We start from the raw sequence: 18,178 nt of genomic DNA, 5'->3' as shown, positions 1-18,178 counted from the left end.
AGCATGGCCTCGACGGAATCCCTTGGGCGAATGCTCTTCACCATTGAAATCATGAAGGACAGGTTGACCTCATCGGGGCTCCCGCCGCTCACGCTGGCCCTGACCAATTGCCGGAGGATGCCATCCATCGCGTCGCGATCGGCTGCCCCCAGCGCGTTCGCCATCAGCTGTTCGCCGAGCTCGGGATCGGGATGGTCGATGGAGAATCCGTGCGACGAGAGCCTTATCCGCGGGGCTGCCGCAGCTGTGGTGGGGTCGGTTGCGGCGATCGTCTTTGGCATGGCGAGGCTTGGGGCGGTGGTCATGTCGAGACTCCCTGGCACGCGCGCGGTTCGGCGACGCGCAGGCCATCATTCGCCGCGCGGAGCCGGTGCAATTTCAATTGTGGGCGAGGATTCCTGGACCGCAGTCGCAATCGACGCGCCCGCTAGTGCGGACCGACGGGCGTTACAAGATTGCGGGATATGAAGGAATGCCCCTGATTTGCCCGACGTGTCAAGTTGACATTCGAGTGCCCGCGGCTGCCATGCTACTTTGCATGGGGTTGTTTTCGATATTTTGGGAGCGCGCGCCTTTGAAGGGGAGTTCTCGAACGTTACCCGCAGGCAAAGGCGGCAGCGCTCCCCCGCTACGACGGCTACGATTTCTCACGCCATACTGCGATTTCATGCGATCGCGTTCGCTGCATGGTGACGCCTGCCGTGTTGTTATGGAATCAAAATGACGATCTGGAAGCGCCCCATCAAGCTGACCGCCGCTTTCCTCGCCCTATGGGCGCTTTGCGTGCTGGCGCTTCCGCCGGTAATGGCGGTTGTCGCAGAAAATCCAGCGACAGCAGGTGCTGGCGAAACAGTGATGCGCTTCGAGATTCCGGCCCAACCGTTGGAAGATGCGCTCTATGCTTTTGGGAACGTCACCGGCATCTCGATTTTCGTAGATGGTAACGCCGTGGCAGGCCGTCGATCGACGGCAGTCGAAGGGGCCTTCACGACCACGCAAGCGCTGCGCATCCTGCTGGCTGGCACCGGTCTTGATGTCCGGCCGATGGGCGCCCGTGCCATTACACTTTCGCTCTCGCAGCCGCGGTCCGAAGCGCCCGCCTATCGGCGCTATTCGGCTGCGCTGCAGGACGCCGCCCTTCGCCGATTGTGCAGCGACACGGAAACGCGTCCAGGTTCATATCGGCTTGCGATGGAGTTATGGCTCGACGATATCGGCCGTGTGCAGCGGATCGAATTGTTGAGCTCGACCCCCGATCCGGCGCGCGATCGTCGGCTTCGCGAACTGATGGAAGGCCTTTCAGTGGGTAAGCCGCCGGCCATGCTGCCACAGCCGGTCATCATGGTGATTTTGCCCCGGTCACCCCGGGAGAGTGGCGATTGTGGCTAGTCCTCTCCCGAGTGGAAGAATGAAACAAAACCGTCACACTCCATGAGTATCGAAATTTGTAAGGGGCTCTGAAACACCACACAGGAGCCGAGTTGGAGCTTTGGGGCGCGGCGCCCCGAAGGGTGAGCATTATTGCTCGGAGCAAGCAATTTCGAGCGCCAAGCCGTGTGTCCGTCAGCCAAGCCATCATGACCCCAACGAGTCACGCTCTTTTGCTTCAGGTGCTGACGAACGACTACGGCCTTCTGAAGGGCCGGCTGACGCGCCGGCTTGGTTCTCCTGATATTGCGGACGAGGTGCTGCAGGAAGCTTATCTCCGTGTCGAGCGCATGCCCACGATTGGAGCGGTCCTGCATCCCCGGACCTATCTTTTTCGCATTGCGCTCAACATTGCCGCTGACCGGCGACGCTCGGAGAAGCGGCGCTTGGCGCGGTCAGAGGTTGAGCTGTTGCTGCGGCTCGAACACGACGAACTTGATCCCGAGCGTGTCGTGGAGGCGCGTTCCTCAGTCCGTACGTTGGTGGAGGCGTTGGAAGACCTGCCGCCGCGGCGTCGCGCCATTTTCGTCGCGGCACGCGTCAACGGCATGTCCATCCCGCAGATTGCTGCCCATTTCGGCATTTCGACGCGCTTCGTCGAGCGCGAGCTCAAGCAGGCGCTTGACCATTGCCGCGATCGCCTTGAAATAAAGTTGTCACGGAAGTTCGGGCCCGGCCGCTCTGAGACGTCTAATGAGTGAGGAGCGACCGTGAAGGAACAATCTCACAGCAAGATTGTGCTCGGCCTATCCCCGCTCCCTGATTCCCGCCCGCTTGCGGAGGAGGAAGTGGAAGGAGTGTCTTCGGACGGAGCGCAGGCGGTGACAGACCAGGCGACAGCATGGGTCATGCTGCTGTTGTCGGGCGAAGCCACCACCGAGGATGTCGAGGCATTGCAGCGCTGGCGCCAGCAGAGCCCGGCGCATGCCCGCGCATTTGCCGAGGCCAAATTGCTGTGGGACGCGCTTGGCCCCCCAGCCGGTGATGTCGCACGGCGCATGGACCACTCAGGTCAGTTGTCCGGGGCTCGCGGGCCCGCGCGCGCATCCGCGGGGCATATCGGGCGTCGGGCCTTGATCGGCGGCGCGCTTGCGGCCTCGGTCGCCGCAGCCGGCTATTTGGGATCGAAGCCGCCGTTCCGATTGTGGCCGTCGATTGAGGAGATGCGGGCGAGCTACAGGACCGGCACGGGCGAGCAACGGCAACTTGCACTGTCGGAAGATGTGTCGCTGATCCTGAACACGCAAACCAGCGTCGGCGTCCGTCCTGCTTCGGAGGGCTCTCGAGGGATCGAGTTGATAGCCGGGGAGGCGGCGATCACCACCAAGAGCGCAGGGTCCTTCGTGGTTCTCGCTGCCGATGGGCGTGCAACATCCACCGTCGCCCGCTTTGACATACGCCGCGATGGAGCAACTGTCCGCGTCACTTGCCTCGACGGCACGGTTGACGTTGGCCGCGACGGCCGGTCCGTATCGGTTCCCGCCGGCCATTGTGTATTCTACGGTGCGCATGGCTTGCAGCAGGTTGCGCCCATCGACCTCTCGGTCGCGACTGCATGGCAGCACGGCCAGTTGGTTTTCCGCCACGAATCCTTGGCCCGGGTCATCGAAGAGGTGAATCGATATCGGCCCGGAAGGATTGTTCTGCTCAACGAGAAGCTTGCAGAACGGGACGTCGTCGCCACGTTCCATCTCAGCCGGATCGACGATGCAGTGGAACATCTGGCACGCGCATTTGGTGCAAGGGTGCGCTCTCTGCCGGGAGGGATCGTGCTGCTGAGCTGATTTCGTCGCGCATCGATTCGACAATCAGCGATCTCAAAAAATCGGCCAAAAAAAAGCACCACGGCTTGTTCGGGGTTGGGTCGAGGGTGGCGGTCTAATGGATGAGAGGGAGCGCGCGGTTCATGCCGCGGGTTCCTGCTGCAGCCACATCCATTCGCCCGAAAGCGCACCCATGCCTGACCAGATCGCAGCCCTTCGTCTTCGCCGCCGGCGAGCTTTCGTCCGTTCGGCGCTTCTTACGGGCGCCAGCATGGTCGTCCTTGCGGCGGCGAGTGCGGACGCCGAGGCGAGGCCTCTTGGAAGCGCCATGGCGACGACCTCGCCGGTCGCGACACAGCAGGCCGCGGCCGCGCAGGCGGCTATGGAAGCCGCAACACAGGTGAGAAATTCGCTGAAGCAGGTCACGCAGGCGCTGGAAGCGATGAAGGCAGCCCAGGCTGCGGCTGCCAGCGCTGCGTCAGCATCGGGAGCCGTATCCGCCGGTAACGTGCTGACCGGCCTGCGGCCCGCCAACATGGATGCCGCAGCCGCGGCGGCGGCACAGCTCCAAGGAAAGGATGCCGCGTCTCTCGGTGCCACGTCAGGCTGGCAGAATGCGCGTCTGTTGCCGAATTCCATGAATGAGAAAGGCGGCGCACAGGCCAACATCGCGCAGACGGCGCCGAAAGCCATCCTTAATTGGGGCAGCTTCTCAATTGGAAAGAATGAAAGCGTTCAGTTCCAGCAATTGAGCGCGGATTCGATCGCGCTCAATCGCGTCATCGGCGATTCCTATAACGGCAATCAGCCGGCTCCGAGCCAGATCATGGGCGCGATCAAAGCGAACGGCCAAGTTTGGGTTATCAATCAGAACGGCATCATCTTCACCGGCACCAGCCAGATCAATGTTGCCGGCCTCACCGCGTCGTCGCTCAGCATTTCCAACGACAGGTTCCTCAAACAGCTCGCGACCACGAGCTGGAGCCAGGCCAACGTCGAGCCACCCTTTCTCGTAGCGCCGAGCGAGGTTGCGGCCGACGTCAAGGTGGAGAAGGGCGCGAGCATCGTGGCGAACGGCGGCAGCATCATGCTGTTCGCGCCGAACGTGACCAATAGCGGCTACCTGAACGCGCCGAACGGTCAAGTGGCGCTTGTCGCGGGCCATGCCGTGGACCTGAAGGCCAGCAATAGCGGCGGCCTGCGCGGCTTCGAATTCGAGATCAGGGGCGGTACTCTGTCCTCGGGCAACACGCCAGCGGTCACATACGAAGGCGGTGGCATCGCGCTCAACGACGGCTTGATCGCGGCGGACCACGGCAACATCACCATGGCCGGGCTCAATGTGACGCAGAACGGCATCCTGCTGACCAGCACCACCGTGACCGCGAACGGCTCGATCACGCTGAAGGCGCACGACCAATTCACCTATGACCCCAACAATGGCGGCGCCGTCTACACACGCAGTGGCGCGGTCACCTTCGGCCAAGGAAGCGTCACCACGGTTCTGCCCGATCTTGCGGATACCGGCACCATTACCGCCAAGGAGCTGACCGACAAGTCGACGATCGACGTCCAGGGCTGGAAAATCCACCTGAAGAGTGGCTCGCTGATATTCGCGCCGGCAGGCGATGTTGCGCTGACGGCCAACTACAGGAACGACATACCTTCCGTGGAAGATCACGAAGCTCGAATTTTCCTGGATCCGGGCAGCGTGGTCGACGTATCGGGCCTCACCGATGTCGAGATTCCGATCTCGCAGAATATCATCGAAGTGGAACTGCGCGGCGACGAGTTGAAAGATTCGCCGGTGCAGAAGAACTCCTTTCTCTACGGCAAGAAGATCGTCATCGACGCGACCAAGAGCGGCTATTTCACCGACCCGATGATGAAGGGCGTGGAGTGGTTCAAAGGCGAGCCGGGCAAGTGGTATGGGACGCCGCTCGCCGACATGTCCGGCTATATCGGCTTGATCAAACGCGGCATCGCCGAGCTGTCGACGACTGCCGGCAAGATCTCTCTCAAATCGACCGGCGATATCGTTCTCAATGAAGGCTCATTGCTTGCAGCGAATGGCGGCTCGGTCAAGTATCTGCCGGGCTATGTCGGCACGACGAAATTGATCAGCGCGACAGGCCGGATTGTGAGCATCGACGATGCCGATCCATCGCAAGTCTATGCCGATTTCGCCGGCCAGTTCACGCGCGGCCACGACCGTTGGAAGGTGACCGAGACGTGGGTGTCGCCGCTGGTGAAGCGCGGGTACTACGATCGCGGTCATACCGAAGGGAAGGCAGGTGGCACGATTCAACTCGCCGCGCAGCAAGGGATGCTGTTTGGCGGGAAGATCTCGGCCGTGGCGACGCCCGGCGAAGATCAGAAAGACGTAGGGCTGGATGGCACGCTGGTGCTCGGCTATGTCTCGAACAACAGCCACGAACTACAATACGCGCTTCCGGATGTACTGGTTACGTCCAAGTCGGTCGCGACAGGGCCGCAGCTTGAGTTTCAAGCCCCTCCGCTTGCTGCAACGTCGCTGACGTTGTCGACCGATCTCCTCTCGCAAGGCGGGTTTGGCAAACTCGAGGTCTATAGCAATGGCGATATCGAAGTCGCCAAGGACGCCAACCTCGTCATGCCCGATGGCGGCGGCGTGAAACTCTACGCCAAGTCGGTGACGGTGAATGGAAATATCGTCGCTCGCGGTGGCACGATCGAAATGACGACCGTGCCGGTCAGCGCCGACCTCTTGGAGAGCGTGGCGCGGAACATCACGATCGGTACCGGCGTGATTCTCGATGTCAGCGGCAAATGGATCAATGATCTCCTTGACCGCCAGACAACGTCGGCGCTGCCGATCCATGGCGGTTCAATTTCGCTGCGGACGTCGGGTCCAGGGGCGGTGGCGGTGAAGGACGCGAATGGCGTGCCGATCGATCACGTAGCCGCCGATATTGGCGTCGTGACGTTGGCTGAAGGCAGTTTGCTGAACGCCTCGGGCGGCGGTCATGTCGCCACGGCCGGCAAGCTGACCGCTGGAAACGGTGGTTCGATTACGCTGGCTGGCGGCGCGCTCAATCTCGGCGGAGCGTTCACCGGGGATGCCTTGGGTAGCGGCGGGACGCTGTCACTGACGGCGCCGCATATTCAGGTCGGCGGCGCCGCGACTACAGGAACGCTGCTCATTGATCCGAAATTCTTCCAGCAAGGCTTCGGCAGCTATGCGCTCAACGGCTACAAGAGCCTCGTCGTCGTGCAGGGCACTGTGGTCGAGGCTTCCCGCGCTGTTCCCTTCGCTGCGGCGGACTATGCCAGGAAGCCGACAGGAACGCCGATCTCGTCGATCATCAATTGGCATCCGGAGTTTCCGGCCGGCCAGCGCCAGGCGGTGGACCTTTCACTTTCCTCTACCGGTCCCTCGGGACTCGCTCCGTTCAGGCCTAATACGCCTCCCGGATTTACCAAAGTCGGCGGCGATCTGACGATTCAGCAGGGCGCAGTACTGGGTGTCGATCCCGGCGCTTCGCTTGCGCTCGAGGCCGGGCATCTGCTTACGGTATCCGGAACGCTTGAAGCACACGGTGGCAAGATGTCGCTCAGCCTCACAAGCGATGCCAGCGCCGGACAGAACGCGGACAAGACCCAGGCGATCTGGCTGACATCGAGTGGCAAGCTCGACGTCAGTGGTACCACCGTACTCGACTTCAATCTCTATGGATTGCGCGTCGGCGAGGTGCTCAATGGCGGCGCCGTGACATTCAACGACGGCCTGCGCGGCAGCATCGTCACCCAGGTCGGCTCGCTGATCGATGTCTCCGGTGCTGTCGGCGTGCTCGATCTGCCGAGCACGGCGAACGGGATGATGGCAAGCGGTCTGAAGCAATCTTACCTCCCGACCAAGGTGGCGAGCGATGCCGGCTCGATCACTTTCACGAGCTTGAATGGCATGTGGCTTGGCGGTTCGTACAAGGCGTTGGGCGGCGACGACACCGCCCACAGCGGCACGTTCGCGATCTTGGGAGGCAATCAGTCGTCAGGCAACTTCTACGCCAGTAGCGACAAGATCAACGTCGTCGCCAGCGCGACGTCGGCGCTGAACAAGAAGGCCGGCGATGCGGTCGATTTCGGCTCCGGCGTGGCCAACACGGCCAGCAACGCCGTCACCACATTTTCTGCAGCGGACGTCGCTGCAGGCGGATTTGAAAATGTGAACCTGACGACGCCCGGCACCGTCATGCTCGACGGTGGTGCGGTGCTGACGGCGGGGCGCAAGATAGCCATCCAGGCTCCCAAGCTTGGCGTGACGGCCGGTGCGGGGAGCGCGTTGGCGCAGATCCTTGCGGACGAGGTGGTCATCGGCGATACGCGCAGCCTGGCTAATGCGAGATTCACCACCGCGGCCACGTCGGGGACAGGCAAGCTGGAGGTGAAAGGCGATGTGATCGACATCGCAGGCAATGTCGCGTTGCAAAATATCGACCACGCATCGTTCATCAGCGTGGGCGATCTGCGACTGGTTGGCGTTCCCGGCTATACGACCATGTCGGCTGACGGTGGCAGCGTCCAGGTTCCGAACATCACTGGAACGCTCGCCGCCGCCGGCAATCTCGACTTCGTCGCCGCGCAGGTTTACGCGACGACGCTGAGCGCGTTCACGATCAAGACCACGAAATCGGTAGCGATCTATTCGAACGGCAGTGCGGCGCCGGTGCCGCTGTCGGCTGGCAGCAATCTCACCATCTCGGCCTCCTCGATCCTTCAGGCGGGTGTGGTGCGCGCGCCACTCGGGGCGATTACCTTCGATACCGGCGCCACCGGCTCGGTCACGCTCGCGCCGGGGAGCCTCACTTCGGTCTCGGCCGAAGGCAAGGTCATTCCCATGGGCAATGTGCGCAATGGCGATACCTGGTATTTCGGCGATATCACGAGCGCTGCGGCCCTTTACGATCTCACCGCTCCGCCCGAGAAGAAGATCAGGATTGCCGGGAAGAACGTCGACCTGCAGAAGGGCTCGCGCATCGACGTGTCAGGCGGGGGCGACGCTACCGCCTTCGAATGGACACCGGGCACTGGCGGGTCGCGCGACGTCCTTGCCTCGAAGTCCGGCGCGCCGGTCTATGCCGTAGTCCCCGGTTTCACGGGGCCCGCACCACGCGACGCCTTTGCGGAGAAGAACACCAATCTGCAAGTGGGCGACAGCGTCTACCTCGCAGGCATTCCTGGCCTGCCGGCCGGCTGGTACACCCTGCTACCGGGCCGTTACGCACTGATGCCGGGAGCGTACCGCGTCACGCTGGCTACGGCCGATGCCAATGTCGCCTCGAATCTGTCGATCAGGCAGCCAGACGGATCCTATCTGGTGGCCGGCAAGTACGGCGTGGCCGGCACGAACATCGCCGATTCCCAGAGATCGATGTTCCAAGTCATGTCGGGCGATGTCGCCAAAACCTATTCCGAGTATGATCAATATCAGGCGAGCAGTTTCTTCAAGCAGTATGCCGCCAACAACGATCTTGCCGTGCCGCGGCTCGCAGCCGATGCCGGGCAGGTGGTGTTGAACGCAGCGCAGCAGCTCGTTCTCAACGGCGTCATGAACTTCGCGGCCGGAAAGGACGGAAGGGGCGGGCTGCTCGATATCGCGTCGGAGTCGATCGCGGTGGTCGGCCAGGGCGAAGGAGCTGTCAGCGGCTACACGCTGACCTTGCAGGGCGACGTCCTGTCGAGCCTTGGCGCGGAGAGCTTGCTGATAGGCGGTGCGCGCACTCAAACCAGCACGGGTATGCAGATTAACCCCGTGTCCAGCAAGGTGCTCGTCTCCAACGACGAGGACAGCGCCTTGGTTGGGCCGGAAGTCATGTTGGTTGCCAAATCCACGACGAACGGCACCGGCATGATCACGCTCGACAGCGGCAGCGTGATCTCGGCGACTGGTGCCGTCGCGGGCAGCGACGCCCTGTTCATCGGTAACGCCAATGCGACTACGCCGGGCGGCAGTGGAATGGGCGCGCTCTTCATCGCTACGACCGCGACTGACAAGAGCGTGACCCGCTACGACATAGCGGCCGGGAGTGGCCCAACCAAGGGAACGCTTGATGTCAAGGACGGAGCGCATATCGAATCTGACAACCTGATCGTTCTGGATTCGACAGGTGATACGCTCGTCTCTTCCAAGGCTGTCCTGAAGGCGAAGGCGCTGCAGGCCGCATCGAGCAAGGTCAGTTTCGGGGCGACGCCCGCCGGCACCAGTGGACTTGTCCTGTCGCCCGAGACGCTTGCCAATCTCGCCAGCGTAAAAGACCTGACGCTGAAGAGCTACAGCACGGTCGATTTCTGGGGGCCGGTCACGGTCGGCGGCTTGGGGCTAGACCAGCTCACCCTTGACGGAGCCGCGCTGGTGCAGAGGGGCTCCGGCGATGTCAGCATCGCCGCGCAGAATCTCAGCCTGAGCAACACGAGCGGCGTTCTCGCGCCGGGCGACGATGTCGCCAATGCCGGGACGCTGACGCTCGCGGCCAGTACGCTGACGGTCGGAGCGGGACAGAGCGCAAGCCGGGGCTTTGGCCAGGTGAACGTCGCGGCCAGCCACGACATCGTGTTCACCGGGACGGGCGGCTTCACCGTCGGTACCGCGGCGAACGTCGCCAACCTCACGCTCTCGGCGCCGCGCATCACCGCGACCGGTGGCGCTCAGCAGGCCGCGACTGCGACCGGCAAGCTGACGACCATGTACGTCGATGCGCCGGCGGATCTCGCTCCTGTCACCGCGTTCGGCGGCAAGCTCGTGCTGACAGGCACGCAGGTTGTCCATGGCGGCGTTATCGTCATGCCGGCTGGCACCGTGCGGCTCCAAGCCACCGGACCGTCGGCGTCCGACGGCGTCGTGCTGGCCGGCGGTTCGCTGATCGACGTCACGGCGCAGAAGAAACAATTCTTCGACATTGCCGAATATGCGAACGCCGGAACGGTCGAGATCGTCGCGGCCGCCGGCGGCGCGGCCATCGCGCAGGGCGCCGTGGTCGATCTCTCGGCGCCGCTGGGCGGCAACGCCGGAACGCTGTCGGTTCAAGTGCCGCATGGCGCGTTCACGCTTGATGGGCAGGTCTACGCCGCCGCGACGGCACGTGCCGTGCAGGGCTCGTTCGATCTCGATGCCGGAAGCATTGCCGATTTCGCCGCGCTGTCGGCGAAGCTCAACGCCGGCAGCTTCTTCACCAAGCGCCATTTTCATCTCGGCCGCGGCGATGTTGTGCTTGCCGGCATGACCCAGGTCGATGATCTCGAGGTCGTTGCCGATGCCGGCAAGATCATCGTCGGATCGGGTACGGTATTGAATGCCGATGGCGAAAAGGGCGGCAACATCCGGCTTGTGTCGTATGGCGACCTCGTCGTCGAGGCGGGCGCGACGCTCTCCGCCCAGGGCAGTAATGGAAAGGGTGGCCATATCGATCTTGAGACCTCGGCCGGCTATCTCGACCTCGCCGCGGGATCGATCATGAATGTCACCGGCGCGACCTATGGCGGCAAGGTGCATGTGTGCGCCGGCCGGACTGGTGAGACCACGGGCACCATCAAAGCCGTCCAACTGAACAGCACGATCATCGGGGCCCAGATTGCCGATGCCGAAGCCTTCTGGGCTTATAACGGCATCTCGACCATCGACCAGAGCATCATCACGCAGGTTTCGAACGCGGCGAGCGGCTTCATGGCGCAAGCGCCGTTAAAGGTTGGCAATTTTAACCTCGCAGCCGGCATCGAGCTGACCTCGACCGGCGACATGACGCTGGTCACGGATTGGGATCTGCACATGCTGCGCCCGGGCGGCAACTCCGGTTACCTGACGCTGCGTGCGGCCGGCAATCTCACGCTCAAGGAGACGCTGAGCGACGGCTTCAGCGGTGCCGGCCTTGGCGCCAGCCTGCTTACGGGCCGGTCGTGGTCCTATAATCTTGTCGCTGGCGCTGACCTCGCCGCGGCCGACGTGATGGCGGTGCAGCCGGCGTCGGCGCTGAAACCTGTGGGCAAAGGCAATCTCACGGTCGACGGTGCCGCGTTGGTGCGTACCGGGACCGGCGACATCAATCTCGGCGTCGGTGGCGACCTGAGCTTCGGCAAGAAATCCGGCGCAATCTACTACAACAACGCCAATCCGACGCTGATGAAGTACTCCTTCGAGATCGCGAACCCGGACGGGTCGATCCCGGCTGGATGGACGCAGCTCACTTCGGCCGCCGCGGCGCTGCTTTACAACCCGAACGATCCTTCGCGCAGGACCTCCAATATCTACGCCGCGTCGACCGTCAATGGTGCCGGTGTGTTCCGCCTCGATGGCAAGCTGGATACGACCTACGCCGGCTGGATCAGCGCCACCGGCATGGACATCATATACAATCCAAATAATCCGTCAGAGACGACCAATTTCCTCAAAGCGTTCAATGCAGACGGCACGCTCAATCCGCTTTATGCCGGCTGGAAGTTCGCTGACGGCGGCACGTTCTCCCAGACCTTTAAGGTCGGATCATTCGCCAATATTCCAGCTACCGGCAATCAGGTCGTGAAATCGATTGCGATGCCAGCCTATGCCGACCTGATGGATGCCTTTTTGCCCAGCGGCATGCTCGATCTGAAGGTGCTCGGCTTTGCCGTCGCCCCTGGAACGACCGACCTGATTTACCAGGTGCTGAAGCCTGTCGCGCAGCCAACTTTCGGCAGCCCCGTGAACATCTATACGCTCGTCGATCAAACGACCGGCAAATGGAAATCAAACACAGGGAGTAACCTTTTCGCCTATTGGACCTACGCCGGCGCCAAGGCGACGCTCGCCTATAGCGGTGGCTCTTTCCAATCAACGTTCGAGGGGCAGATCTACACGGCCGGTCAGCTCGCCTCGCCAACCGATATGCTGAAGGTGACGCCTGCTGTCGCGTCTGCCGTGGCTGGCACGGGCACAATCAACTTCGCACAGAACGGCGGCGATCTCACCATCGCCGTTGGCGGCGATATCATCGGAGCGCCGGTTGGTCCGCGTTCGCTCTACGACTGGCTCCTGCGCCAGGGCGGCTATGATGCGAACGGCAGGCCCCTGACAGCGTGGGGACCGGACGTCAACAAGTTCGCCTGGGGCATCGGCACGATCGGCGGCGGCAACGTCGCGATCGACGCCGCCGGAAACATCAGCCAGCTCAGTGTTGTCGTCGCCAACAGCGGCAAGGTGGTGAACGGCACCACGCTCTTGACCTATGGCGGCGGCGACCTCGCGGTGCATGCCAGTGGCGACGCCAATGGCAACTTCTTCTACGTCGCTGATGGCCGGGGCACGGTCGACGCCGGTGGCTCGCTAGGCAGTATCCCGGTGTCAGTGCAGGTGCCTACCTCTGGGGGCACCATCACGAAGTCGTTCAATCTCTCCACCATCCTGGCATTGGGGGCTGGCGGCTTCACCGTCACCGCAGCGGGCGATATCGACATCGGCGCCATGTACAACCCGACGATGGTCGGCGTGCAGGGCGGTACGTCGCTTGGCAGGGCCGACGGCTTCGTCAGTCCCGGCACGGTCAATGGCGTCTTCTTCTCGACCTATGCTGCGGATAGTTTCCTTGACGTGCTCTCGACCGGCGGCAAGGTGGTGTTGTCGTCGATGGTGTCGGGAGATATTGCGGCGGTGATGCCTGAGCTCAATGCGCAAGGCCAAGGCACAAGCACATATTTGCAGTTGCTGCCGACTTACTATCCGCCGCAGGTGAAGGCCACGTCCCTGCAGTCCGACATCACCGTCGGCGTGCCCAAGAAAGCAGAAACCGGCCGGCTGATCCTCTATCCCGCCGCCAACGGCAACCTGACGCTGCTGGCCGGTCATTCAATCGACCTCAGCGCCAACACGTCGGGCTCCGACTTCGCTGCGGCCGGCAACCATATTGTCGTGTCCGATGCCGATCCGACCCTCTTGCCCGGGGTCTTCAATCCGGGCAACAAGCTTTTCGATGACGTCCTCGACTATTTAGGGGACGGTGTCTTCTCTGTTCCCGACAACAGCCTGAGGGACGAGCCGGCCAAGGACCCGGCCAAGATCCACGCCGCCTCACTCTATCACAAGCACGACGCCGAGCCGGTGCGCATCTATGCGCTGGAGGGCAACATTCTCGGCGGCGACCCGATCAAGAAGGACGACAACGGCAGCGTCCAGATCGTGACGCCGAAGCCAACCATCATCAGGGCTGGCCACGACATCAAGAACGTCCTGTTTCTTGGACAGAACCTCAAACCCGATGACGTGACGATCGTCGAGGCCGGCCACAACATCGTGTTCGGCAGCTACAAGTACAACGGCAACATGGGCAACTCGATCCAGATCGCCGGGCCGGGTGAACTGGTCGTGCTGGCCGGCAACAGCATCGACCTTTCCATCAGCGACGGCATCTACTCCATCGGCAACCAGAAGAACGTCTATCTGCCGGACGGCCAGGGCGCCACGATCACAGTCATGACCGGGCTCGCCGGCGGTGTCGACTACGACGCCTTCGCGAACAAGTATCTGAACCCGGCCAATGCTGGCAGCATTCCGAACAACTACAGTGCCGACCTCGTGGCCTTCGTCGGCGGATTCACCGGCAAGGGCAATCTCACGGTCGATGACGCTTGGGCGCTGTTCCAGGCGCTGCCCGCCCGTCAACGCGAGAAGCTCGTCAGGGACATCTTCTTCAAGGAGCTCAAGACCACCGGCATAGCGGCGAAGACGGACGGAAGCCCGACCCGCGACAACTACAATGCCGGCTACGATGCGATCGCCACCCTGTTTCCCGGCAAGGCTTATTCCGGCAACCTCAACATGCTGTACAGCCAGATCAAGACGATCGACGGCGGCGGCATCAACCTGCTGGTCCCCGGTGGCGACATCAAGGTCGGGCCGACATTCGTCACGGCCGATATGGCCGGCACGCCCGACCAGCCGAACAAGGCGAAAAAGCCCGGTGACCTTGGCCTGCTGACGCTGAGGGGCGGCACCATCAACACGTTCAGTTCGGGCTCTGTGCTGGTGAACCAGAGCCGCGTGTTCACCCTCGGCGGCGGCGACATTGTCATGTGGTCGTCGAACGGTGACATTGATGCTGGCAAAGGTGCAAAGACAGCGCTCAGCGCCCCGCCACCGCAGATCGTCTACAACTCTGCCACCGGCAGCTTCACCACGGAGCTGTCGGGCGTGGCGACCGGCAGCGGCATTGGCACGCTGATCGGTCTGCCGGGCGTGCCGGACGGTGACGTCATCCTGATGGCGCCGCATGGCACCGTGGACGCAGGTGATGCCGGCATCCGCGTCTCCGGCGACATCGTCATCGCGGCACAATCCGTCCGCAACGCCGACAATATTCAGGTCAGCGGTACGTCGCTCGGCATACCCACGAGCACGCCAAATATCGGCGCGCTGACGTCGGCCAACAATACTGCGGGAGCGTCGCAGCAGACAGTTGCGCCGAAGCAGAGCGGCAATGAACAGCCCTCGATCATCATCGTGGAATTCGTGGGCTTTGGTGGTGGCGATTCCGAACCGGGCTCGGATAATGGCAAGCGGCGCCCGAATGAAGGTCAACAGGGCTTCAATGACCGCCACGAGCCGGACTACAACGACAGGAGTGCGGTCCAGATCGCGGGCTATGGCGCGCTGAGCGAGGCCGAAGCCCAGCTTCTCACGGCGGAAGAAAGGCAGAAATTGACCCGGCCATGATTGGTCGCACAAGTTGCATCATAACATGGCGATATCTTAAACAGCGACCGACCGCGCGCAAACGGACGTTGCCCGTCGGACCCGAGCTGCGCTGCTCGCACGCGAGGCGGACCGCGGAAGCCTGATCATGCCAATGCATTTCGGCGCCCTCCCCGCCGCTTGCGGATGCAACACAAGCCGTCACGGGAATCCTTGGGGTCGGCATGACAAAGCCAAAGAAGACCCAAAAGACGAGCAAGGCTGATCTGGAGTTGGCGGAGAAACGGTACCGGGATTTGGTGAAGGGGCTTGGTCGATGAAGAAGCAGCGTTTTGCCAGCGTATGGGACGCGATCGAAGAGACGCCCGCCCGGGCTGAAAATATGAAGCTCCGTGCGGCACTGATGATGGCGCTCAAAGATCATATCGCCAAGGAAGGGCTCAGGCAGGCGGAGGCCGCGAAAGCGCTGGGCGTCACGCAGCCGCGTGTCTCCGATCTGTTGCGTGGCAAGATCGATCTTTTCGGTCTCGATACTTTGATCAATATGGTCGGGGCTGCCGGTATGCATGTTGAGCTGCGCGTCTTGGATGCGGCTTGACGGCTGGCACAGTGAGACGATGCGTACCGACGCATCGCAATCGACGTTCGGCGCGCGCCGGGAGGCGCGGCCGAAAACTTGACCGCCCGGTGACGGAGGGGGACCGGGACCGTTGATGCGATCCCGGCCTTCGTCTCATTTCGCCGCGACGGCGTAAGCTCCCCTTTTGTCGCATGCTGACGGCCGCCTGTGCCGGCGAGACCTTGTCAGTGACACAAGACTGTAAGAAAGACGCCGTAGCGTAAAATTTTCCCGAGTGGAGGCAATCCTCCGGAGCAGATGTTGTTGACGGGTTCCAGTTGCAATGATGGCTTGTCCCGGTTCTGGAGCTCGAACATCAAACGGAGTTGCTGCATCTTCTGGATTCTGGCTGCCGGTGCTGGATTCATGTCCGGCACCGGGAGTGCAAAGTCTCAGGCGGCGCCGAACGAGCCCGTTGCCTTCGACCTTCCCGCGCAAGCTTTGGCCTCGGCCATCGAGGCTTATAGTGTCGTCTCGGGATGGCAGGTGATCTACGATGCGAGCCTGGCTGCGGGCCGTCGGTCCGCTTCAGTCAACGGTCGATACGCGCCCGCTGCCGCATTACGCATGTTGCTTGCCGGGACGGGGCTTGTGGCCGATTTTCTGGCCGCTGACGGCGCCATGCTGGTCCCGGATCCCGCGGCGACGCCACCGGCGCCACTGGCGCCAGCTCCTCATATCCGGGATTATTACGGGCGTATCCAGGCAAGCCTCAAGCGCGCGTTCTGTGCGGATGCGCGGATTCGGGCGGGCGGCTATCGGATTGCGATCGGGTTCTGGATCGGCTCGCAAGGAGCGGTGACGCGCGTGGCGTCGCTCGGCTCGACCGGACATGATGGTGCGGATGCGGCCTTTGATCGTGCCGTACGGCGGCTCTCCATCGGCCAATCGCCGCCGGCCGGTTTCGAGCAGCCTGTCGTCATCCTCGTCACGCCCGATCTGCTTGCACAATGCAACGCCACGAGCGTACAGCCGGCGAGGGTCGCGCAATGACGGAAGCGGGTTGGGCCGCGCTGCAGCGCCGCCTGCTGACGCGCTATGGCGATCTCAAGAAGCGGCTGACGCGGTATCTCGGGTCGGCCGACCTTGCCAACGAGGCTTTGCACGACACCTGGTTGCGGTTGGAGCGCGGCGGCGAGCTGACCACGGTGCGTAACCCCGACACCTATCTTTACAGTATGGCGATCAACATCGCCTCCAACCTCCGGCGTGCGGAAAATCGCCGCTTGACCGCCTTCGAAGTCGAAGCCTTGCTTGAGATCGGCGACGATGCGCCGGATGCCGCACGTGTGCTGGTGGCGCGCACGGAGCTTGAGGCCCTGGTGCATATCATTGGGGAATTGCCGGTACGTCAACAGGCTGTCCTGCTGGCCGCACGGCTTGAAGGCGTCCCTCGGCGCGAGATTGCCACGCGGTTCGGGGTTTCGGAGCGCTTTGTCCAGCGAGAGCTACAGGCGGCTCATGATTATTGTGCCACGCGTCTTGAAGAAATGATGTCTGAACGGTTCAGATCGGTGCCGCGAGCAGTGTCTTCTGTTCAGAAGGCTTTCGGGCTGGACGGCAAGATGCCGACGCGGTCAGGAACAGACGATCAATGAGTGACGATCCGAACGGTCAGGCCGACGTGCTGAAGCGCGATGCACGCCGCTGGGTCAGGCAGCTGGTCTCGGGCGAGGCGACAACAGCGGATGCGGAAGCGTTGAAGCGCTGGCGGCAACAAAGCCCGGCGCATGATTCAGCCTTTACCGAAGCTCTCCGCGTATGGCGAAGCTTGGGTGAGGGTGGTCGCGTCTTTATCGAAGCGCATGGCAGGCCAGTGTGGCCGGAGCACCGGGCTTCCATGAGCCGGCGCGCGCTGTTCGCGGGCGGCAGCGCGCTTGCTGCGTCTGTCGCGGCATACGCGGTGATGAAGCCGCCGTTGAATCTGTGGCCGTCCCTGGACGAGTTGCGGGCTGATTATCGCACGGCGACCGGCGAGCAACTGCGCGTGACGGTGGCGGACGTTGACGTACAGCTCAATACTCAAACCAGTATCGCGATCACGGCAGATGCCGACGATGGCCGCGGTGTTCGGTTGATTTCCGGGGAGGCGTCATTCGCGATGCCGGCTCAGTCCTCGCGGGCGCTGATCGTGCTCGCCGGAAATGGGCAGACGGTTGCGAGACAGGCCCGTTTTGACGTCCGCAGCATCGCGGCGGTCACGTGTGTGACGTGCATTGAGGGGGCTGTGGAAGTCACTGCGGGCGGTCGGTCGGAGCCGGTCCAGGCTGGGCAACGGGTTCTCTATGATAATACCGGCCTTCGGCCGGTCGCCGCCGTCGACCGTCACGAGGCAACCTCCTGGCACGACGGCTTCATCGTCTTCCGGGCGACGCCGCTTGCCGACGCCGTGGCCGAGATCAATCGTTACCGGCCTGGCCGGGTGATGGTGCTCAACACGACGCTCGGCCAGAAAACCGTCAGCGGCCGGTTCCGCATCGAGCGCACAAACGAGATTCTCGGCTGGATCGAGCGGGCGACCGGGGCGACCTCTCGCGTGCTTCCCGGTGGGATAATCCTCTTGAGCTGACGCCGCCGACCCGGTCCGCGTTGATACAAAACTGTCATCAACTTTTTAGTTCAGATTCGATCCTCGGCCGGTGTCAGACCAGCGAGGCATCTGTTTTTGCTCTTCTG

The 18,178-nt window shown here is 62.6% G+C and carries 8 protein-coding genes and 1 pseudogene; 8 read left to right on the top strand and 1 reads right to left on the bottom strand.

The window, feature by feature from the left end; genetic code table 11:
- Window positions 1-305 (bottom strand): annotated as a pseudogene (locus tag OZ411_RS28320) (hypothetical protein); the annotation flags it as partial.
- 415 nt (window positions 306-720) lie between these two features.
- On the opposite strand from OZ411_RS28320, the gene OZ411_RS28315 reads away from it, so the two are divergent.
- The 8 genes from OZ411_RS28315 (at window position 721) to OZ411_RS28280 (ending at window position 18,071) form a co-directional block, all read left to right on the top strand.
- Window positions 721-1,389 (top strand): STN domain-containing protein, encoded by a 669-nt coding sequence (locus OZ411_RS28315; RefSeq protein WP_282530596.1) that lies wholly within the window; start codon window positions 721-723, stop codon window positions 1,387-1,389.
- Window positions 1,390-1,481: 92 nt separating this feature from the next.
- A complete protein-coding gene (locus OZ411_RS28310) occupies window positions 1,482-2,129 on the top strand; it encodes an RNA polymerase sigma factor (RefSeq protein ID WP_282530595.1) in 648 nt (215 codons plus the stop codon).
- A gap of 9 nt (window positions 2,130-2,138) precedes the next feature.
- On the top strand, window positions 2,139-3,212 hold the full coding sequence (locus tag OZ411_RS28305; RefSeq protein WP_349017044.1) for a DUF4880 domain-containing protein: 1,074 nt from the start codon (window positions 2,139-2,141) through the stop codon (window positions 3,210-3,212).
- A gap of 307 nt (window positions 3,213-3,519) precedes the next feature.
- Window positions 3,520-14,904, top strand: a complete 11,385-nt coding sequence (locus tag OZ411_RS28300; protein ID WP_282530594.1) for a filamentous haemagglutinin family protein — start codon at window positions 3,520-3,522, stop codon at window positions 14,902-14,904.
- A 295-nt stretch (window positions 14,905-15,199) separates the two neighbouring features.
- Window positions 15,200-15,481 (top strand): XRE family transcriptional regulator, encoded by a 282-nt coding sequence (locus tag OZ411_RS28295; RefSeq protein WP_282530593.1) that lies wholly within the window; start codon window positions 15,200-15,202, stop codon window positions 15,479-15,481.
- A 387-nt stretch (window positions 15,482-15,868) separates the two neighbouring features.
- Entirely contained in the window at window positions 15,869-16,495 is a 627-nt protein-coding gene (locus OZ411_RS28290) for a secretin and TonB N-terminal domain-containing protein (protein ID WP_282530592.1), read from the top strand.
- Window positions 16,492-17,100, top strand: a complete 609-nt coding sequence (locus OZ411_RS28285; RefSeq protein ID WP_282530591.1) for an RNA polymerase sigma factor — start codon at window positions 16,492-16,494, stop codon at window positions 17,098-17,100. Before OZ411_RS28290 ends, OZ411_RS28285 begins: the two co-directional genes overlap by 4 nt.
- Window positions 17,097-18,071 (top strand): FecR domain-containing protein, encoded by a 975-nt coding sequence (locus OZ411_RS28280; RefSeq protein ID WP_282530590.1) that lies wholly within the window; start codon window positions 17,097-17,099, stop codon window positions 18,069-18,071. Before OZ411_RS28285 ends, OZ411_RS28280 begins: the two co-directional genes overlap by 4 nt.
- Window positions 18,072-18,178 lie beyond the last annotated feature (107 nt).

The organism is Bradyrhizobium sp. Arg237L (assembly GCF_029990105.1).
GTDB lineage: Bacteria > Pseudomonadota > Alphaproteobacteria > Rhizobiales > Xanthobacteraceae > Bradyrhizobium.
Note: the sequence above shows the minus strand (reverse complement) of the source record. Positions and strands in the feature narration are given on the sequence as shown.

Bases quoted from the DNA above. Each gene is read 5' to 3' on its own strand.
- OZ411_RS28315 (WP_282530596.1), top strand. From the start codon at position 721: ATGACGATCTGGAAGCGCCCCATCAAGCTGACCGCCGCTTTCCTCGCC.
- OZ411_RS28300 (WP_282530594.1), top strand. From the start codon at position 3,520: ATGGCGACGACCTCGCCGGTCGCGACACAGCAGGCCGCGGCCGCGCAG.
- OZ411_RS28295 (WP_282530593.1), top strand. From the start codon at position 15,200: ATGAAGAAGCAGCGTTTTGCCAGCGTATGGGACGCGATCGAAGAGACG.
- OZ411_RS28290 (WP_282530592.1), top strand. From the start codon at position 15,869: ATGTCCGGCACCGGGAGTGCAAAGTCTCAGGCGGCGCCGAACGAGCCC.
- OZ411_RS28285 (WP_282530591.1), top strand. From the start codon at position 16,492: ATGACGGAAGCGGGTTGGGCCGCGCTGCAGCGCCGCCTGCTGACGCGC.
- OZ411_RS28280 (WP_282530590.1), top strand. From the start codon at position 17,097: ATGAGTGACGATCCGAACGGTCAGGCCGACGTGCTGAAGCGCGATGCA.